This is a genomic window from Streptomyces longispororuber (assembly GCF_014656095.1).
Lineage (GTDB): Bacteria > Actinomycetota > Actinomycetes > Streptomycetales > Streptomycetaceae > Streptomyces > Streptomyces longispororuber.
In genome coordinates this window covers 1-17,994 of the sequence record NZ_BNBT01000169.1, presented here as the reverse complement: position 1 = coordinate 17,994, position 17,994 = coordinate 1, and the positions used below count along the sequence as shown (strand labels likewise).

Annotated in this window: 19 protein-coding genes, 1 tRNA gene and 3 pseudogenes; 15 read left to right on the top strand and 8 right to left on the bottom strand. The window is 73.3% G+C overall.

The window, feature by feature from the left end; genetic code table 11:
• The 8 genes and pseudogenes from IE330_RS33305 to IE330_RS33270 form a co-directional block, all read left to right on the top strand.
• Positions 1-606 (top strand): annotated as a pseudogene (locus tag IE330_RS33305) (hypothetical protein); the annotation flags it as partial.
• Positions 607-709: 103 nt separating this feature from the next.
• A complete protein-coding gene (locus IE330_RS33300; RefSeq protein ID WP_030688231.1) occupies positions 710-1,144 on the top strand; it encodes a roadblock/LC7 domain-containing protein in 435 nt (144 codons plus the stop codon).
• Positions 1,145-1,146: 2 nt separating this feature from the next.
• A complete protein-coding gene (locus tag IE330_RS33295) occupies positions 1,147-1,518 on the top strand; it encodes a DUF742 domain-containing protein (protein ID WP_190139909.1) in 372 nt (123 codons plus the stop codon).
• Positions 1,496-2,050, top strand: a pseudogene (locus tag IE330_RS33290) (GTP-binding protein); the annotation flags it as partial. The gene IE330_RS33295 and the pseudogene IE330_RS33290, both read left to right, overlap by 23 nt.
• Positions 2,051-2,620, top strand: coding sequence for a GAF domain-containing protein (locus IE330_RS33285; RefSeq protein WP_268257375.1), 570 nt, complete (start codon positions 2,051-2,053; stop codon positions 2,618-2,620). It abuts the pseudogene before it with no gap.
• Positions 2,621-2,843: 223 nt separating this feature from the next.
• Complete coding sequence (gene tdh, locus IE330_RS33280) at positions 2,844-3,872, top strand: L-threonine 3-dehydrogenase (RefSeq protein ID WP_190139908.1); 1,029 nt, start codon at positions 2,844-2,846, stop codon at positions 3,870-3,872.
• Between the two features lie 134 nt (positions 3,873-4,006).
• Positions 4,007-5,215 carry a glycine C-acetyltransferase gene (locus tag IE330_RS33275; protein WP_190139907.1) on the top strand — a complete coding sequence of 403 codons (1,209 nt, stop codon included), beginning with the start codon at positions 4,007-4,009 and terminating at the stop codon, positions 5,213-5,215.
• A gap of 201 nt (positions 5,216-5,416) precedes the next feature.
• Complete coding sequence (locus IE330_RS33270; RefSeq protein ID WP_190139906.1) at positions 5,417-6,325, top strand: LysR family transcriptional regulator; 909 nt, start codon at positions 5,417-5,419, stop codon at positions 6,323-6,325.
• A 150-nt stretch (positions 6,326-6,475) separates the two neighbouring features.
• Here the strand turns inward: IE330_RS33270 and IE330_RS33265 are convergent, their stop codons facing one another.
• The 4 genes from IE330_RS33265 to IE330_RS33250 form a co-directional block, all read right to left on the bottom strand.
• Positions 6,476-6,661, bottom strand: a complete 186-nt coding sequence (locus tag IE330_RS33265; RefSeq protein WP_190139905.1) for a hypothetical protein — start codon at positions 6,659-6,661, stop codon at positions 6,476-6,478.
• A 57-nt stretch (positions 6,662-6,718) separates the two neighbouring features.
• Positions 6,719-7,057: a hypothetical protein gene (locus IE330_RS33260; RefSeq protein ID WP_190139904.1), complete on the bottom strand. Its 339-nt coding sequence runs from the start codon at positions 7,055-7,057 to the stop codon at positions 6,719-6,721.
• A gap of 299 nt (positions 7,058-7,356) precedes the next feature.
• A complete protein-coding gene (locus IE330_RS33255) occupies positions 7,357-7,755 on the bottom strand; it encodes a VOC family protein (protein ID WP_190139903.1) in 399 nt (132 codons plus the stop codon).
• An 81-nt stretch (positions 7,756-7,836) separates the two neighbouring features.
• Entirely contained in the window at positions 7,837-8,022 is a 186-nt protein-coding gene (locus IE330_RS33250) for a hypothetical protein (RefSeq protein ID WP_190139902.1), read from the bottom strand.
• 153 nt (positions 8,023-8,175) lie between these two features.
• Here IE330_RS33250 and IE330_RS33245 point away from each other — a divergent pair, with 153 nt between their 5' ends.
• Positions 8,176-8,829 carry a TetR/AcrR family transcriptional regulator gene (locus IE330_RS33245; protein WP_190139901.1) on the top strand — a complete coding sequence of 218 codons (654 nt, stop codon included), beginning with the start codon at positions 8,176-8,178 and terminating at the stop codon, positions 8,827-8,829.
• 169 nt (positions 8,830-8,998) lie between these two features.
• Here IE330_RS33245 and IE330_RS39365 read toward each other — a convergent pair.
• A pseudogene (locus IE330_RS39365) lies at positions 8,999-9,145 on the bottom strand (lipase family protein); the annotation flags it as partial.
• 303 nt (positions 9,146-9,448) lie between these two features.
• On the opposite strand from IE330_RS39365, the gene IE330_RS33240 reads away from it, so the two are divergent.
• From IE330_RS33240 to IE330_RS33225, 4 genes are all read left to right on the top strand, one after another.
• Positions 9,449-10,027 carry a helix-turn-helix domain-containing protein gene (locus IE330_RS33240; RefSeq protein ID WP_190139900.1) on the top strand — a complete coding sequence of 193 codons (579 nt, stop codon included), beginning with the start codon at positions 9,449-9,451 and terminating at the stop codon, positions 10,025-10,027.
• Entirely contained in the window at positions 10,024-10,581 is a 558-nt protein-coding gene (locus IE330_RS33235) for a GNAT family N-acetyltransferase (protein ID WP_190139899.1), read from the top strand. Before IE330_RS33240 ends, IE330_RS33235 begins: the two co-directional genes overlap by 4 nt.
• A 131-nt stretch (positions 10,582-10,712) precedes the next feature.
• A complete protein-coding gene (locus tag IE330_RS33230; protein ID WP_190139898.1) occupies positions 10,713-11,696 on the top strand; it encodes an alpha/beta fold hydrolase in 984 nt (327 codons plus the stop codon).
• Positions 11,697-11,754: 58 nt separating this feature from the next.
• Positions 11,755-12,111, top strand: a complete 357-nt coding sequence (locus IE330_RS33225) for an MmcQ/YjbR family DNA-binding protein (RefSeq protein WP_190139897.1) — start codon at positions 11,755-11,757, stop codon at positions 12,109-12,111.
• A 269-nt stretch (positions 12,112-12,380) separates the two neighbouring features.
• On the opposite strand, the gene IE330_RS33220 is transcribed toward IE330_RS33225, so the two are convergent.
• Complete coding sequence (locus IE330_RS33220) at positions 12,381-13,316, bottom strand: transketolase family protein (protein WP_190139896.1); 936 nt, start codon at positions 13,314-13,316, stop codon at positions 12,381-12,383.
• A 79-nt stretch (positions 13,317-13,395) separates the two neighbouring features.
• Complete coding sequence (locus tag IE330_RS33215; RefSeq protein ID WP_190139895.1) at positions 13,396-14,139, bottom strand: thiamine pyrophosphate-binding protein; 744 nt, start codon at positions 14,137-14,139, stop codon at positions 13,396-13,398.
• A 126-nt stretch (positions 14,140-14,265) separates the two neighbouring features.
• Between IE330_RS33215 and IE330_RS33210 the strand changes: the two genes are divergently transcribed.
• A tRNA-Pro gene (locus tag IE330_RS33210) sits at positions 14,266-14,342 on the top strand.
• A 366-nt stretch (positions 14,343-14,708) separates the two neighbouring features.
• Here the strand turns inward: IE330_RS33210 and IE330_RS33205 are convergent.
• A complete protein-coding gene (locus IE330_RS33205) occupies positions 14,709-15,950 on the bottom strand; it encodes an IS701 family transposase (protein ID WP_444546240.1) in 1,242 nt (413 codons plus the stop codon).
• 1,208 nt (positions 15,951-17,158) lie between these two features.
• Here IE330_RS33205 and IE330_RS33200 point away from each other — a divergent pair.
• Positions 17,159-17,845 (top strand): LmbU family transcriptional regulator, encoded by a 687-nt coding sequence (locus tag IE330_RS33200; protein ID WP_190139893.1) that lies wholly within the window; start codon positions 17,159-17,161, stop codon positions 17,843-17,845.
• The last annotated feature ends 149 nt before the right edge of the window (positions 17,846-17,994 follow it).

Here is a 17,994-nt window from a genome sequence, read left to right as displayed (position 1 = left end):
GGGCGCGCCCGGCACGCGGCCACCCCCTCGCCGCACGCCCCGCACCCGGCGTACCACCAGGGCGCCCCGGCCCACCGGCCCGCGGCGCAGCCCCCGCACACCCCCGCCCACCGGGAAGGGGGCGTGAACGGCACCACCCCGCCCGTCCCGCTCCCCGTCCGCGACCCGCACGGCGACCGGCCGACCCCCGCCGAAGCCCTGCCCGGCATCCGGCCCGAGGACCGGGACGCCACCGTCGAGCACACCGCGGCCCCGCCCGTGCCCCGCAACGGCACCGTGCGCGAGCGGGCGGGCAAGCCCCGGCTGCCCCGCCGCCGCGCCCAGGAGCACCTCGCGCCGCAGCTCCGCGACGCCCCCGCCCCCCGCGTGGCGGACGACCAGCTCGTCGGGCACGACCCCGGCCTGATGGCCGCCTTCCAGCGCGGCATCGGGCTCGCCCAGGCGGCCCAGGCCCGGGACGACCTGCCCGACCACGACATCGGCGTACCGCACGACATCGGAGTACCGCACGACATCGGCGTACCGCACGGCCCGGGCGGCGGCGCGGACCGGACCGGGCCCGCAGGACGGACCGGGCCCGCCGGACGCGGCGACCAGGGCGGCTGAGCCGCGGCCCCCGGGCGGCCGGGCCGCACCCCCCACCCCCACCCCGCCTGCCCGCAGACCTCGAGACGCTCTCGAACCCGTACTTTCAAGGAGTCGATCCCCCATGGCGAGCGATGTGCCGACCGGCCAGGTATCCGATCTCGACTGGCTGATGAGCGGGCTCGTGCAGCGTGTGCCGCACACCCACAGCGCCGTCCTGCTCTCCTGCGACGGTCTCGTGAAGTCGGTCCATGGCCTCGACCCGGACAGCGCCGACCACATGGCCGCGCTCGCCTCGGGGCTCTACTCGCTGGGGCGCAGCGCGGGCGTCCGCTTCGGCGACGGCGGCGACGTGCGCCAGGTGGTGGTGGAGCTGGACTCCACGCTGCTCTTCGTGTCCACCGCGGGCTCCGGCACCTGTCTGGCCGTGCTCGCCGGGCGCGAGGCGGACGCCGCGGTGCTCGGCTACGAGATGGCGATGCTGGTCAAGAGCGTGCGCCCGTACCTCGTGACAGCGCCGCGCCAGCCCGCCGGTGAACCCGCGTCGATGAGGCGCTGAGCGTGGCGGCCCCGCACGACGGGCCATGGCTCGACGACGCCGCAGGGCGCCTCATCCGCCCGTACACGGTCAGCAACGGGCGCACCAGACCGACCACGCGCCTCGACCTGATGTCCCAGGTGAGGACGACCGGCACCACCCCGGCCGGATACCTCGGACCGGAGCACTCCCTGGCCCTCGGCATGTGCGAGGCGCCCACGTCGGTGGCGGAGATCGCCGCCCAGCTCAAGCTGCCCGTGGCGGTCACCAAGGTGCTCCTGTCCGACCTCGTCGACTGCGGGGCCATCACCACCAGAGCCCCGGACTTCTACCACAACCCGACTGACCGGTCCCTGTTGGAGGCAGTGCTCGATGGACTACGACGACAGCTCTGACCCCTTCCCCACCGCGCTGAAGATCCTCGTCGCGGGCGGGTTCGGGGTCGGCAAGACCACCTTCGTGGGCGCGGTCAGCGAGATCGCGCCGCTGAGCACGGAGGAGTTGCTCACCACGGTCAGCGAAGCCACCGACGACCTGTCGGGCGTGGAGAACAAGACCACGACGACCGTCGCCATGGACTTCGGGCGCATCACGCTCGACCCCGAGCACGTCCTGTACCTGTTCGGCACGCCGGGACAGGAACGGTTCTGGTTCATGTGGGACGAGCTGTCCGAAGGGGCGCTCGGCGCGGTGGTGCTCGCCGACACCCGGCGCCTGGAGGACTGCTTCGCCGCCGTCGACTTCTTCGAACAGCGGGGCATGGGCTTCATCGTCGCCGTCAACGAGTTCGACGGCGCCTACCGCTACGAACCCGAGGAGGTGCGCACCGCCATCGACCTCGACCCGCAGGTGCCGGTCGTGTGCTGCGACGCGCGGATCTCCAGCTCCGGCATCCAGACGCTGCTCACCCTCGTCCGCCACCTGCTGGTGACCCCGGTCGACAAGCAAGCGCAGACCCGGTCGCGCAGGCTGCGCGAGCTGGGCCTCGGGCAGCGGCCCGAGCCCGGGCTCGACGCGTTCGCGGACCGGCTCGCGCGGGTCATGGACGCCCCGTACGCCATGGTCAACTTCGTCGGCGGGGAAGGGCAGTTCCTCGCTGGCCTGCACCTGCCCGAGAGCGCGCCGGCCACGCTCCTGGAGGACGAGCCGGGGGAGGTGTCCGAGGCGGCGGAGGGGCTCCTCGGGCGCTGCCTGGCGCGCGACCGCGGCTACTGCCCGCACGTGGTGGTGCGGGGCCGGGCGCTCGTCCTGGAGGACGTGTGCGACTACCCGCGGTTCGCGGGCAACCCGGTCGTCGACGAGATGGGGGTCCGGTCCTACCTGGGCGCGCCGCTGCTCGACCGGACCGGGATCGCGCTCGGCACCGTGTGCGTGGTGGACGTGCGGCCGCGGCCGTGGGGGAGGGCCGGGCTCGACACCATCAAGACGATGGCGGCGGAGCTCACGGAGCGCATCCACCGCCGCGAGGCCGAGGGGGACCTCGCCACACCCCTGTGACACCGGCCCGGACGCCGCCGCCGTCCGCGTCCGCACCCCGACCACACCAGGCGCCCCCGGCCGCGGCCCGGCGCGCGCCTGGGGTCTGAAGGAAAGCTGCGGCGGCGGTTAAGAAATCCTCGATGGACCAGGGCCGTGACGTACGGAAGATTGCTGGTGCGGATGTGGCCGGCGACGGGCGGGTCATGCCGCTCCCGTACGTCGTACGACAGGAGTCGTCGCTGTGAAGGCGCTGGTCAAGGAGAAGGCGGAGCCCGGGCTCCGCCTGATGGAGGTCCCGGAGCCGGTCATCGGACCCGGCGATGTCCTGATCAAGGTGCTGCGCACCGGGATCTGCGGCACCGACCTGCACATCAGGGCCTGGGACGGCTGGGCGCAGCAGGCCATCTCGGCTCCGCTGGTCGTGGGGCACGAGTTCGTCGGCGAGGTCGTCGAGACGGGCCGCGACGTGGCCGACGTCACGGTCGGCGACCTGGTGAGCGGCGAGGGCCACCTGGTGTGCGGCAAGTGCCGCAACTGCCTGGCCGGGCGGCGCCACCTGTGCCGCGCCACGGTCGGGCTCGGCGTGGGCCGCGACGGCGCGTTCGCGGAGTACGTCGCGCTGCCCGCGAGCAACGTGTGGGTGCACCGGGTGCCGGTGGACCTGGACATCGCCGCGATCTTCGACCCGTTCGGCAACGCCGTGCACACGGCCCTGTCCTTCCCGCTGGTCGGCGAGGACGTGCTGATCACCGGGGCCGGGCCGATCGGCCTCATGGCCGCCGCCGTGGCGCGGCACGCGGGCGCCCGCAACGTCGTGATCACCGACGTCAGCGACGAGCGCCTGGCGCTCGCCCGCAAGGTCGGCGTCAGCCTCGCCCTCAACGTGGCCGAGTCGACCATCGCCGACGGCCAGCGCGAGCTCGGCCTGCGCGAGGGCTTCGACGTGGGCCTGGAGATGTCCGGCAACCCGCGGGCGATGCGCGACATGGTCGCCAACATGACCCACGGCGGCAAGATCGCCATGCTCGGGCTGCCGTCCGAGGAGTTCGCCGTCGACTGGGCGCGGATCGTCACCTCGATGATCACCATCAAGGGCATCTACGGCCGTGAGATGTTCGAGACGTGGTACGCCATGTCCGTGCTGCTGGAAGGCGGCCTCGACCTCGCGCCCGTCGTCACCGGCCGCTACAGCCACCGTGACTTCCAGTCGGCCTTCGACGACGCGGCGAGCGGCCGCGGCGGCAAGGTCATCCTCGACTGGACCTCCTGAGCCAGGACCGGTCCCCGGCCCGCCCGTCCGCCCCCGGCCCGTCCGTCCCCGGCCCGTCCGTCCCCCGGACCCCGACCGCCGGACCCGGGCGGGCCGCCCACCCGCTGCCCGCCGACCTCCCGAAGGAATCCCGCATGTTCGACTCCGTACGCGACGACCTGGCCGCCACCCTCGACGAGATCCGCGCCGCCGGGCTGCACAAGCCCGAGCGCGTCATCGGCACCCCGCAGTCCGCGACGGTCGCCGTCACCGCGGGGGGCCGCCCCGGCGAGGTCCTCAACTTCTGCGCGAACAACTACCTCGGCCTCGCCGACCACCCCGAGGTCGTCGCCGCCGCGCACGAGGCCCTGGACCGCTGGGGCTACGGCATGGCGTCCGTGCGCTTCATCTGCGGCACGCAGGAGGTCCACAAGGAGCTGGAGGCGCGGCTCTCGGCGTTCCTCGGGCAGGAGGACACCATCCTGTACTCCTCCTGCTTCGACGCCAACGGCGGTGTCTTCGAGACCCTGCTCGGCCCCGAGGACGCGGTGATCTCCGACGCCCTCAACCACGCCTCGATCATCGACGGCATCCGGCTGTGCAAGGCCCGCCGCTTCCGCTACGCCAACCGCGACATGGCCGACCTGGAGAAGCAGCTCAAGGAGGCCGCCGAGGGCGGCGCCCGGCGCAAGCTGGTCGTCACCGACGGCGTCTTCTCCATGGACGGCTACGTCGCCCCGCTCGCGGAGATCTGCGACCTCGCCGAGCGCTACGACGCCATGGTCATGGTCGACGACTCGCACGCCGTCGGCTTCGTCGGCCCCGGCGGCCGCGGCACCCCCGAGCTGCACGGCGTCATGGACCGCGTCGACATCATCACCGGCACCCTCGGCAAGGCCCTCGGCGGCGCCTCCGGCGGGTACGTCGCCGCGCGCGCCGAGATCGTCGCGCTGCTGCGCCAGCGCTCGCGCCCGTACCTGTTCTCCAACACCCTCGCCCCGGTGATCGCGGCGGCCTCCCTCAAGGTGCTCGACCTCCTGGAGTCCGCCGGTGACCTGCGCGAACGCCTCGCGGCGAACACGGAGCTCTTCCGCACCCGGATGGCGAAGGAGGGCTTCGACATCCTGCCCGGCGACCACGCCATCGCGCCCGTCATGATCGGCGACGCGGCGAAGGCCGGACGCATGGCCGAGCTGCTCCTGGAGCGCGGCGTGTACGTGATCGGCTTCTCCTACCCGGTGGTCCCGCAGGGGCAGGCCCGTATCCGCGTACAGCTCTCCGCGGCGCACTCGGCGGAGGATGTGAACCGGGCCGTCGACGCGTTCGTCGCGGCGCGCGCCGAGCTGGAGTCGGCCGGGGCCTAGCGCCCCCGCCCGGGGTGCCTCCAGGGGGCTGCGCCCCCTGGCCCCCCGCTCATCGGCGCTCCGCGCCTCGTCCTCAAGCGCCGGACGGGCTGATATCTCCCGTTCCCTCCGGCGTTCGTCTTGCGGTTGCGTGCTTGTCGTCAGGTGCCGGCGGCTTCTCCTGGGTGCTCGGGGGTGTGGGGCGGGTGGGAGAATGCGGGCATGATCGAAGCACGGCGGCTGCACATCCTCCGGGCGGTGGCCGACCACCGCACCGTCACCGCCGCTGCCGCCGCGCTCTACCTGACCCCCTCCGCCGTGTCCCAACAGCTCACCGCCCTGGAGCAGGAGACGGGGCACCGGCTCGTCGAGCGCTCCGCCCGCGGGGTGCGGCTCACCGCCGCGGGCGAGATCCTGCTCGCGCACACCAATGCCGTGCTGGCCCAGTTGGAGCGGGCCGAGGCCGAGCTCGCCGCGTACAGCTCGGGCGCGGCAGGGACGGTCACCCTCGCGTCCTTCGCCACCGGCATCGGCCTGGTCGTCGCGCCCGCCCTGACGCGGCTCGCCGAGTCCTCGCCCGGCATCCGGCTGCGCGTCCAGGACGCCGAGGGCGACGCCAGCCTGCCGATGGTGCTCGACCGGCAGGTGGACGTGGCGGTCGCCGTGGAGTACCGGGGCGCGCCCGGTGCGGACGACCCGCGGCTGACGCGGGTGCCGTTGTACGCCGAGCCGTTCGACGCGGTGCTGCCGGTGGCGCACCGGCTCGCCGACAGCGAGTGGGTGCCGCTGGCCGACCTCGCCAAGGACGCGTGGATCGGCCCGTTCCCCGGCAACCCCTGCCACGACGTGGTGGTCCTCGCCTGCGAGCAGGCCGGTTTCCAGCCGGTCCTCGAGCACACGTCCGACGACTTCCGCGCGGTCGTCGCCCTCGCCTCGGCGGGGGCGGGGGTGGCCCTCGTCCCCCGGTCCGCGCTGCGCGGCATGGACGTGGCGGACGTGGCGATCCGGCCGGTGGACGGGGTCGCCCCCACCCGCCGGGTGTTCGCCGCCGTGCGGTGCGGGGCGGAGACGCACCCGCTGATCGCCCCGGTGCTGGACGCCCTGAAGGACGCGGCGGCGGAGGACCAGTAGTACGCGACACTTCCATTCGGGCTGCTCCGGCTGAGAGGTCCGTTCCGGCAGGTCGTACCTGTTTCGGGCGGCGTACTCGTGGGCCGGACCCCGTGGTTGGCCACGGCATCCGGCCCACGAGTGCGGTCAGCGCGGGGCGTGCGGGGAGTGTTACGCCTTCCACTCCACGTCATAGGCGCCCATCTTGCTCCTGCCGCAGCTCATGCCGAACTTCCAGTTGCCCGGCCCCATCCACCGTCCGAAGTGCGACGTGCCGTCGTGGCACTCCGCCATCGCGCGCGCCTTGCCCCTGGTCACCCGGCAGACGGCGCTCCAGCCGTATGTGATCCGCCTCACCGTCCGGGGTCGTCCGTGCCTTCCCGGGGGCGCGGACGACCCCGTACCAAGGCCGATTCAGGGGCGGCGCCATTCCGTGGTGAAGCCGGTGCGGGTTCCTCCGGAGCACACGGCCTTGGAGGAGGTCTTGCGCGGCGGAGCGTAAGGGACTGCCCAAGGGCCGTACGCCACACCGTTGGTGCAGTGCACCACTGCCCGGTACTCCTGGTAGGGCACCGACTGGTCCGCCCAGCAGCTCGTCCAGAAGTAGGTCTTCTCGCGGATGTCCCACATCGCACTGCAGATGATGCCGGAGGGCGTCGGCTCCTGGGCGGAGGGGACAGCGGATGCCGGGGAAGCCGTGACCGCCGCCAGGGCGAAGGCGGCAGCGGCGAGGAGGGCGGAGCGACGAGCCATGCGATCTCCAAGGTCCTGTTCGTGTGCGTGCTCGACCTACGCTCACCGCCTCCGCTGTCGTGGCGGTCACTTCACGGTCACGCGTATCCCGGAGGGAACGCGCGTACGGGCGACTCCACGCCGGGGAGCCAGGAGGCCCGTGGCCGCCCTTCCGGGGGCGCCACGCGATGGTGCTGCGCGCGTGGCGCCCCGGTCCGCCTCCGGCCGAACAGTTCGCCGCAGCCGCGTGATCCCCAAGGCCCCTCGGGGTTGCTCGACCGCGATGGGCGGTCCGGGTGCCCGTCCCTCCGGGCGACGCCTCATATGGCCGCGGGGGAGGAGGGGGTGACCCACTCGACGAACTGGACGATGACGCCGTTGGGGTCGGTGACCTGGAAGAGGCGTTCGCCCCAGGGCTCCTCGCGCAGCGGCATGGTGATCTCGACGCCTTCGCCGCGCAGCCGCTTCTCCTCGGTCTCGATGCCGGTGGTGGTGAAGGCGAGGATCAGGCCGGCGGCGCGCTGGTCGCGCTGGTCGGGCGGCAGGACGTCGGTGCCGCGGGCGAGCAGGACGATGTCCATCGCGGCGTCGTCGCGCGAGAGGGAGGCGAAGCCCTCGGCGGCGGCCTGTTCGGTGTAGCCGAGGTGGGTGGTGAAGAACCGCTGGGAGGCGGCGACGTCGTCGACGGTGAGCGAGACGGTGGACGCGGTGATCTGCACGGTGCTTCTCCTGAGGGTTCTGCGGGGGTGGGGGCGGAGCGGGTGCGGGAGCGGAACTGCGAGGGCGTCGGGTGGGCGGCGTCAGTAGCCGGCGCGGCGCGGCAGCGGGCGCGCCCTCGGGGGGACCGGCCGGGCGGGCGCCGCGAGGGAGCGGGCGGGGCGCCGGTTGCCGGGGGGCGGAACCGGGGCGCGGTTGTTCCACTCGGTCAAGGGGGTGCCGGTGGTGAAGGGCGTGACGCGCGGGGTGGTGGGGCGGGGTGCGGGCAAGGGCGAATCCGTTCTTCGGGTGCGTACGCCAGGTGCGTACGTCATCAGGTGCACAGAGTTCGTCGCTCCGTGGAAAAGTTGCGACGGACGTAAACTTACTAAGTGGCCGCCCAGGGTGTCAACATAAAAATGCTACGGGGGTAAGATTGCCTCATGGTTACTGACGCTCCCTCGCCCGCACCCCCCGTCGGCCTGCGCGAATCCAAGAAGCAGGAGACCCGGCAGCTCATCTCCGACGTCGCTACGGGTCTGTTCCTCGCTCAGGGCTTCGAGCGGACCACCATCGCCGAGATCGCCGCCGCCGCGCGGGTGGCGAAGAAGACGGTCACCAACTACTTCCCGCGCAAGGAGGACCTGGCCCTGGACCACCAGGACGCCTTCGTCGCCTCCTTGGCCGCCACGGTGACCGGCCGCCCGACCGGCGAGTCGGCCCTGGCGGCCCTGCGCCGCGCCTTCACCGACGCGGCCGCGGCCGCCGACCCGGTCGCCGGGTTCTCCGGCCCCGACTTCGCCCGCATGATCGCCGACAGTCCCACCCTCGGCGCCCGGCTGCGCGACCTGCACGACCTGCGGGAGGCCGCCCTGGCGGATGCCCTGGCCGACGCCACCGGCGTACCCCGCGACGACATCACCCCCCGCACCGCCGCCGCCCTGCTGGGCGCCGTCCACCGCACCCTGTTCCAGCGCATCCAGGACCTCACCCTCGCCGGCCAGGACAACGAGCGGATCTCCGCCACCGTCCTCACGGAGGCCCACCGCGCCTTCGGCCTGCTGGAACCCGCACTCGCCGACTACGCCACAGCCTGAGCAGGGCACCGCGCGCCGCGCCTCCGTGGTGCTGGGTCCGTGGCGGCCGAGGCGAACCACCGAAACGGCCTCGCCTCGGCTCCCCGGCTCCTGCGCGCGGCGCTACGGTGCCGTCATGACCCACCACCCCTGACGCGGCCCGGGAGCAACCGGTGTCGCTGCCGTGCTCCGACCGCAGGGCTTCGGCGAAACCGTGGTGGACGTGGCCTTCGCCTCCTGGTCCGGTGCACGGCGGGGTGGTGCCGTCGGTCAGCCAGTCCTTGATCTGTGTCGGCTCGGTGCCCCGGAATGCCGTGACGATCATCCGGTCGCTGGCGATGGTGCAGGGCCCCTACCTTCGGGTGGTTCCGACCAGTCCACGCTCCGACCGGAGCCACCCGAAGGGGCGAGGCGGTGCCGCCCCAGCCATGTGAGGTGCGCAGAGGTGCGGCGCGGGGTTGCCGTGCTCGCCGGGGAGTACATCGAAGCGCATGCCGTACGGGCTGAGCCGGGCGGCGCGTGCGACGCCGTCGGCGAGGAGGGGCCGTCGCGGGGCCGGTCGTTCCGGCTGCTGCTTCCGCATCGGCGGCATCTCGGATTGACGTCCCGCTTGTACCGGATATGGGTTACGGTCCCAGATATGGGAAACGACGATGTACCGTCCACCGACGTCGACGCCCGGCTCGCCGCCCGCCTCGCCGCGCTGCGCGCGGAGCGCGGCTGGTCGCTCGGCGAGCTGGCGGACCGCAGCGGAGTCAGCCGCTCGACCCTGTCGCGGGCCGAGCACGCGGAGATCAGCCCCACCGCGAGCACCCTGAACCGGCTGTGCGCCGCCTACGGGCGCACCATGTCGCAGCTCCTGAGCGAGGTGGAGGCCGAGCCGGCCCACGTCGTGCGCGCCGCCGACCAGGCGGTGTGGACCGACCCCGCCTCGGGCTTCACCCGCCGGTCCGTGTCGCCGCCCCTCGCGGGCCTGCGCGGCGAGGTCGTCGAGGGCACCCTCGCGCCGGGCGCCGACCTCACGTACGACCGGCCGCCCGTGCCCGGGCTCGAACAGCACCTGTGGGTCCTGGAGGGCGAGCTCCACGTGACCGTGCGGGACGAGACCCACGCCCTGGCGGCCGGGGACTGCCTGCGCTTCCGCGTGTGGGGCGGCACGCGCTTCCGGTGCCCCGGCGGACGGCCCGTACGGTACGCGCTTGTGGTGGTGGCGCCGTGACCGCCACCGAGCCCTCCCTCGATGTGGAGCGCCTCACCGGGGAGCAACTGCACGCGCTGGCCGACGCGTTGGGCGAGCTGCTCGTCGACGCCGTGGAGGGCGGCGCGTCCGTCGGGTTCCTCGCGGGCCTCGACCGTGCCACCGCCGCCCGGTGGTGGCGCGACCGCGCCCCGGACGTGACCGCGGGGCGCGTGGCCACCTGGGTGGTCCGCGACGGCGAGCGGCTTGCCGGCACCGTGAGCCTCGCCTACGCCGACAAGGCCAACGCCCGCCACCGCGCCGAGATCGTCAAGCTCCTCGTCCACCGCGACGCCCGTGGCGGCGGCCTCGGCCGGCGCCTGCTGGCGCGCGCCGAGCGGGAAGCGGCCCGCTCCGGGGTGAGGCTGCTGCTCCTGGACACCCAGACGGACAGCCCCGCCGCGTCCCTGTACGCGTCCGCGGGCTGGACCCCGCTCGGCGTCGTCCCCGACCACGCCGCCGACCCACGGGGGGTGCTGCGCCCGACCACGTTCTTCTACAAGCGCCTCGGTGAGGATGGGGAACCGGGTGCGTGAGAAGGGGCGGGCGGCTGGTCGCGGCGGGCGCCGACGGGCTTGGGGAGTGGCCTGAACTGCTGTACGGCGCAGGAGGATTGGGCTGTCCTGGACGCGCGGGTGCCACGAGCCGCAGGAGGAGAGGGAGTCGGATGTCTGAGTACGACGACGGGCGGGACGCGACGACCGCCCGCAGCACCGGGCTGCTGACCGCGTCGGACGGCGTGGCCGTCGCCACGTACGGCTGGCAGCCGCGCGACGGCAGGCCCCGGGCCGTCGTGCAGATCGTCCACGGCGCCGCCGAACACGCCCTGCGCTACGAGAGGTTCGCGCGCCACCTCGCCGCCCACGGCTACGGGGTCGTCGCCTCCGACCACCGGGGCCACGGCGCCACGGCCCCGGGCACGGGCGGCTACGGCGTCGCCGAGCCGGCGGACGGGGGCGGCCGCGGCGGCACGGACGCCTGGCGGGCGATGGTCGACGACCTCAAGGCCGTCGGGGACCAGGTCCGCGCGCTGCACCCGGGCGTCCCCGTGGTGCTGTTCGGGCACAGCCTCGGGTCGATGCTCGCCCGGGACTACGCCCAGGAGTACGCCGACGGGCTCGCGGGCCTCGTCCTCTCCGGCACCTTCCGCTCGCTGCCCGGAGCCGAGACCGAGTCGGCGCTGGCGCGCCTGGGCCGGGAAGTCGCCGAGGGCGGCCGGGCGGCCCCCTCGTCCTTCGTCACGGAGCTGTTCGCCTCCTTCAACGACGGCCACCGGCACCGCACCGGCTTCGAGTGGCTCTCGCGGGACGAGGCCGAGGTCGACGCGTACGTCGCTGACGAGCGCTGCGGGTTCCCGTTCTCGGCCGGGCTCTCGCTGGACTGGGTGCGCGGCGTCCGGAAGATCAACGACCCGCGGGCGCTGGCCCGCGTCCCGGCGGACCTGCCCGTCCATGTCGCCGTCGGCACCCAGGACCCCTGCCACCAGGGGATGACCCTCGTGTACGAACTCCTGGAGGACCTGCGGTACGCGGGCGTGCGCGACCTCACCTGGACGGCGTACGACGGGGCCCGGCACGAGATCCTCAACGAGACCAATCGGGACGAGGTGCAGCGGGACCTGACGCGCTGGCTGGACGAGCGGGTGGGGTGAGGGGCGGGCCCCGGGAGGGGCGGCTGCGTTGTCAGTGGGGTTGGCTACGGTTCTGCCCATGGTCAACGCCGACGACGTACGCAGAACCGCCCTCGCCCTGCCCGACACCACGGAGAAGGTCGCCTGGAGCATGCCGACCTTCCGGGTCGCGGGCAAGATGTTCGCGACCCTGCCCGAGGACGAGACCTCGATCGCCGTGCGCTGCCCCAAGCTGGAGCGGGACGAGCTGGTGCTCGCGGAGCCCGACAAGTTCTGGGTGGCGGCGCACGAGGCGAGCTTCGCGTGGGTGCGGGTGCGGTTGGCCGTGCTGGACGAGGACGAGCTGCGGGACATCCTGGCGGACTCCTGGCGGCAGGCCGCGCCGGGGCGGCTGCTTGAGGCCCATCCGGGGGTGGGGGTGCCGGTGGCGGAGTAGCGGGGCCTCACGGGGCGCCCGGGGTCTCGCGGGGTGGCCGGGCTCTCGCGGGGTGCCCGGGGTCTCGCGGGGCGCCTGGGGTCTCGCGGGTGCCGGGGGTCTCGCGGGGTGCTTCAGGCACGCCCCTCCCCGGAACCGGGGGCTGCCGCCCCCCGGGCCCCGGCTCTTTCTTCTGGGGCTGGCTTCGCCCCTTCCCCTCCGTCTCCCCCTCCGTCACCGCTCCGCGGCTCGTCCTCGAACGCCGGTCGGGCTCGGACGCGCCTAGGTTCTCAGGCCGCTGCCCGCAGGAAAGCGGTGATACGCGCGCGCAGCGATGCCGCGTCCAGGCCGTGGGCCCGCAGGTGCTCCTCCACGCGTCCGTAGCGCCGCAGTTCGGCACGGCCCACGCCGAGGCCGAGCACCCGGTGCGGCACGTCGAGCAGCGCGTCGTTCGCGGCGGCCGTAGACGTGCCGGCGAGGTAGGGCTCGACGAGGACGACGTCGGCGGCGGCCCCCGGCCCGAGGTCCGCGACGGCCCCGCGCAGCGTGGCGGCGTCGAAGGGCCGCACCGTCGTCGCGTACAGGACGGTGACGTCGAGGCCCTCCGTCGCCGCGAGAACGTGGTCCAGCATCGGGCCGACGGCGACCACGACGCCCCCGTGCCCCTGCCGCACGGGCAGCATGCGGGCGCCGTCCACCGGCATCGGCGCCTGGTTGGCCTGTACGGACAGCCGGACGTACGCCTTGTCGTCCTTGGCCGCGCCGTCCGGGCCCGGGCCGACCGCGTGCCGCAGGAGCGTCTCGGCCTCGTCGGGGTGGCCCGGGACGTGCACGGCCCAGCCGTCCAGCGTGTCGAGGACGCCGACGTCGCCCGGCGCCATGTGGGTGAAGCCGCCCTCGGGCCAGTCGAACGACGCCGCCGCGCTGACCAGGACCCCGCCCACGCCCTGGTGGCCGAAGTCCAGCTTGACCTGCTCGAAGGGGCGCTCCACGAGGAAGCTCGCGAAGGTGTGCACGACCGGCCGGAGCCCGGCGAGGGCCAGGCCCGCGCCGGCGCCGACGAGGAGCTGCTCCCGGATGCCGACGTTGATCACCCGGTCCGGGTGCGTGCGCATGGCCTCCTCGAAGGCGTCCCTGCCGATCTCGGCGAGCACGACGGCGACGCGCGGGTCCTCGTCGAGCAGCCGCGCCATGACGGGGGCGAAACGATCACGCATGGTGTCCATGGGGAGAGGTCCTTTCCGGGTACGGGGGGGAAGCGGAGGGGGAGGAGGAGGGAGCGGGGAAGCGGCGAAGCAGCGCGGCTCAGGCGGACTTGGGGTCGTCCGCGTGCTGCTTGGGCTCGCCCGTGTGCTCCTTGGGCTCGACGCGGGCCACGACCACGTGCGGCCGCCCGGGGTGCGGCGCGGTGTAGGCGGCGTGCAGCGCGTCGTGGTCGCGGCCGTCGACGGTCACCGCGGACCAGCCCGCGGCCTCGAAGCGGGCGGCGATGCCGCCGGGGCGGGCGTACGACGCCGAGGCGTTGTCGATCACGAGCACGTGCAGCCGCTCCAGGCCCGCGGGCCCGGCGTAGGCGATCGCCTCGTGGTTGCTGCCCTCGTCCAGCTCCGCGTCGCCGACCAGCACCCACACGCTCGGGTCGGTGAGCCCGCGGGCCCTGAGCCCGAGGGCCGTGCCGACCGCGAGCGGCAGGCCGTGGCCGAGCGAACCGCTGCCGATCTCGGCCCCCGGCACGAGGACCCGGTCCGGGTGGTGCCCGAGCGGGGAGTCGTACGCCCCGAACCCCTCCAGCCAGTCCACGGGCACGAAGCCCTTGGCGGCGAGGATCGCGTAGTACGCCATCGGGCCGTGCCCCTTGGAGAGCAGGAACCGGTCGCGCTCCGGGTCGTCCGCGCGCTCCGGTGTGACCCGCAGCACACGGTCGTAGAGCACCCAGAGCGCGTCGAGCGTGGAGGTCGCCGCGGGGCCGTGCTTCTCGTCGCCCGTCATCAGACGCATCAGGCCGGGCAGATCCGCGTAGGTGTAGGTGTGTTCCGTGGTGGTCGTCATGCCGGAGAGCGTGCAAGGTGAAGTGCGCTTGAGGTCAAGAGGGAAAGGCGGGAGCGATCACCGGCCCGAGTGCGGTATTGTTTCGGTGCGCGTTCGGCCAGGGGAAACCCCAGGTCAAGCGGGCAACGGGACGTGGCGCAGCTTGGTAGCGCACTTGACTGGGGGTCAAGGGGTCGCAGGTTCAAATCCTGTCGTCCCGACCAGCTTCACAGCGGGTCGAAGGCCGTTTTCGCAGAGCACTGCGGAGGCGGCCTCTCGTCGTTCCCGGAAGTGGAACCGGAACCGGAGTCAGGGCCGGGCCCTGAACCGGAACGGAGCCGGAGCGAGACCGGAACCGGGAGCGCGAGCCTCGGAAATCGCACGCTTGTGCGTGGTGCTGGAGTGGTGCAACCGTGGCGCCACGGAGCTCTCGCCGTACGTCGACCATCTGCGCCAGGAGCTCTCGGCCGCGGTGGAGACGGGCGACGAGCACGGCGGTGGCCTGGTGCGCCCCGGCGGCTCGGGACCGCGCCGTCGTGGCGCGTGCCCTGCCGTCGGCGCCCGGCGGGCCGGGGCGGCTGCCCGGAGGGTCAGTGGCCCGCCATGTGGAGCCGCTCCGGCGCCGTGCACACGTGCGGTGCGGGGCAGCACGGGAGGTGCCGGGGGACCGGCCGGTGGGTGAGCCGCTGATACGTGTACGCGGCCGAGACGAGCGTCATGTGGTGGTACCAGCCCGGGAACGACCGGCCCTCGAAGTCGAGGAGGCCGAAGTGGCGCTCCATGCTCGCGACGGCGGCGGTGGTGCCGTGACGGTTGGTTGCCAGTGAGGCAACGTTGTCGAGTCGGCGGTGCGTGAGACTGGTGAGCCAGAGGGTCGCCGGGCGGCCGTCCGGCAGCACCTCGGTGAACAGCCGGTAGGGATACTCCTGTGTGGCCCCCGGCCGGGCGCCCGGCAGGCGGACCAGGACCGACTGGACCGGCAGCTCCTGCTTGCGCCCGTCCGCGGTGGTCACCTCGACGGTGTCGGTGTTGCCCTGGGAGATGTGGGCCCGGGCGCTGACCGGCTCCGGGCCGTTCGCGGTGCGTTCGCCGATCGGCAGGACCTTCAGGTGCGGGGGGACGGCGACGACGAAGTCCCGGGCGCGCTGGCTGAGTCCGCGCAGCAGCAGCGCGGTGTCGGGGTCGTCGCTCATGTCGGCGACGACCGGCGCGGGCGTCGGCGCGGTCCGGGCCTCCAGGGTGTCGACCAGGTCGAGGGCCTGGGCCCACAGCGGGCGGTGGCGCACCTCGTCGGGGATGCGCGCGCGGCGTCGGAGCTGCGGGTCCTCGGTCCAGGGGGCGGGGAGTAACAGCCGCCACTCCACCGGGACTTGGAGGCCGCCGATACAGAGGAACGCGCCGAGCCCGAGCTGACAGTTGAGGGTGCGGCCCGTGCCGGGGTCGAAGTAGCGGTGCACCCCGACGGAGCGGTCGCCGCGCTTGGGCAGCACCGCGCGGCCGATCGCCCACGTGGTGGCGGGGCCGTGGCCCTCGGCCCAGCGCGTGAGCTGGTCCATGACCGGCTCCCAGTCCCAGGGGCTGAGGCTCACGAACTGGCGCAGGGACTGCACGGCCGTGGGGGAGGCCGAGACGGCCCCGGCCAGGCGGCGTACGGACTTCTTGCCGGGGGTGATGAGCAGGCCCGCGAGGTAGGCCCCGGCCCAGCGGCGCTGGTCGGACCGGCGGAGGTGCTGGAAGACCTGGTCGGTGAAGTCGCTGAAGGGTGACGCGAACTGAGGGTCGGGCACCTCGCTGGCCGGAGTTGACGTTGGCGGTGCGCAGGGCACAACCATGCTGCGATCCCTCCCGTACGTCCCTGAGCGGCGGTTGCCGAGCGTCGAGTCTAGGATCCGCGAGCGCCGCGCACCATCTTGGTGCGGGCGTGACCGGTGTGGCAATACGCCGTCGCACCAGCCCCGTTGGCCCGCCGACGCGCCCCGGCCGGAGGGGCGCGTGCCTCCTCGCCGCACCGCCGCGCGAGTGCCCCCGCGGCTTCCGCTACGCCACTCGATGCGCCTGTCACCTCATGCTCCACCGGGACCACGCGACTCCGCATCGTGGGCCGGGACGGCGGCCGGCCGGTGCTCATGTGCGGAATGACCGAAGAGTGCGGCCGCTCGCCCGCGTTAAGAGTTCGTATGGATAGTGCTAGTGTTCCCTGACACCCCTGAGAATCGGCTAGGGGCGACCCGGTAAAGGATCATCACCGTTTGCCGGGATCCGGCCGCAAACGTCGAGATGCACCCCGTTCTCCGACGCTTTCCCTTCTCGTCTGCAACTGTTCCCCGCCGTATCGGATATTGGCTCGATTTCGGGCTTGACTGGCGGAAGGCATTCGACGGAACTGATCCGGCATCGGCCCGCGTGGAGAGACGGGCCGTACCGTGCCGGAGTTAGCGGTGATGGGGGCGCGTGTTCGGACTTCGAAAAGTCGCGACGAGCGACGGCTCCTTCCTTGAATCTCCAACAGGCGCCGGGTTCTACTCGGTGAGGCCTGGGCGGACACCACTTCGAAACGAGCACTCGGCAGCGATGGGAGACGTCGCCGTACCGACGGCACGGAGTGGGTGGGCCCGGGCGATACGGGGCGAGTAGTTGAACGGGGGCGAATAGTTGATGTACGAATCCGCACACATGCCGACTGAATGCCTGGTGCGCTGTCCTGAGGGACGCGCCGAACGGCCGGACCTGCCCGTGCTCTGCGCCGATGGCCGCCTCGTCCGGTAGAGGCGCCCTGACGGCGGGATGACACGCGCGGCCGCGCGGACGGGCCACCCCTGAGGAGACGGAACTCCGGGTGGTCCGCCGCGGCGAGCGGCTCGAACGCTCTCTCATCCGGCCGATCGGCTGATTGATCGGCCAGCCTGTGCCGCGCGCGGAGCGCGACGGCGACCGGCCCCTGGGCGGGGCCGCGGTCATGGCTGCCGAACCCGCATGGCTTATTCCGTACGGACGCGATCCGTGGTGTCCGCGTCCGTTCGCACTTCATTCACATGGAGGCATGATGACGAACCAGGTCGGCGACCTCGAGGACTCGAAGGTTGCGCTGTTCCGTAGAAACGCGAATACGGTCCCGCGGCAGCGACGAGTGGACGAGCGTCGTGGCCAGGTGCTGACGACGAAGGTGGGCCTGCAAATGCCGGCCGGGCTGACCTTCGAGGACTGGGAGCGGGCCGGACGCCAGCTCTCCGGAATTGTGAACTCGTCCTCCTGGTGGCTGGGGGACTGGCTCGTATACGGCAAGGACCACTACACCGACCGCTATCAGCGCGGAATACGCGCGGCGGGCCTGCAGTACCAGACCCTGCGCAACTACGCGTGGGTGTCGCGGCGCTTCGACTTCAGCCGCCGGCGCTCGGCGCTGAGCTTCCAGCACCACGCGGAACTGGCGTCCCTGCCGATCGACGAGCAGGAGCTGTGGCTGGACCGCGCGGAGCAGTTGCAGTGGACGACCAAGCAGCTCCGCAACGCCATCCGCATGGCGCGGGAGAACGAGGTGCGGGACGGCTCGCAGACCACCGAGACGATGCGGCGCCTCGCGGTGCCCGGCAGCCGGCTCCAGTGGTGGCACAAGGCCGCCGAGCAGTCGGGCATCGACTTCGAGCAGTGGGTGCTCGCGACGCTCGACAACGCGGCGGAGCGCGCCCTGGAGGACGAGGAGCGGCAGGCGGCCGAGATCAGCGCCTGAACCACCCTACGGCGGCGGTCCACTGAACCGCCCCCGCGGCGGCGGTCCACGAGGAGCCCGCACCCCGGCCGGGGTGCGGGCTCCTCGTCGTCGGCGGGACCCGCGGCGCCGCGCGCCGGGGCACCGCCGCACGGGCACGCGGCGTGTCC

Coding starts and splice junctions, on each gene's coding strand:
- IE330_RS33300 (WP_030688231.1), top strand. CDS start 710: ATGGCGAGCGATGTGCCGACCGGCCAGGTATCCGATCTCGACTGGCTG.
- IE330_RS33275 (WP_190139907.1), top strand. CDS start 4,007: ATGTTCGACTCCGTACGCGACGACCTGGCCGCCACCCTCGACGAGATC.
- IE330_RS33270 (WP_190139906.1), top strand. CDS start 5,417: ATGATCGAAGCACGGCGGCTGCACATCCTCCGGGCGGTGGCCGACCAC.
- IE330_RS33260 (WP_190139904.1), bottom strand. CDS start 7,057: ATGGCTCGTCGCTCCGCCCTCCTCGCCGCTGCCGCCTTCGCCCTGGCG.
- IE330_RS33245 (WP_190139901.1), top strand. CDS start 8,176: ATGGTTACTGACGCTCCCTCGCCCGCACCCCCCGTCGGCCTGCGCGAA.
- IE330_RS33240 (WP_190139900.1), top strand. CDS start 9,449: ATGGGAAACGACGATGTACCGTCCACCGACGTCGACGCCCGGCTCGCC.
- IE330_RS33230 (WP_190139898.1), top strand. CDS start 10,713: ATGTCTGAGTACGACGACGGGCGGGACGCGACGACCGCCCGCAGCACC.
- IE330_RS33225 (WP_190139897.1), top strand. CDS start 11,755: ATGGTCAACGCCGACGACGTACGCAGAACCGCCCTCGCCCTGCCCGAC.
- IE330_RS33220 (WP_190139896.1), bottom strand. CDS start 13,316: ATGGACACCATGCGTGATCGTTTCGCCCCCGTCATGGCGCGGCTGCTC.
- IE330_RS33215 (WP_190139895.1), bottom strand. CDS start 14,139: ATGACGACCACCACGGAACACACCTACACCTACGCGGATCTGCCCGGC.
- IE330_RS33205 (WP_444546240.1), bottom strand. CDS start 15,950: ATGGTTGTGCCCTGCGCACCGCCAACGTCAACTCCGGCCAGCGAGGTG.
- IE330_RS33200 (WP_190139893.1), top strand. CDS start 17,159: ATGATGACGAACCAGGTCGGCGACCTCGAGGACTCGAAGGTTGCGCTG.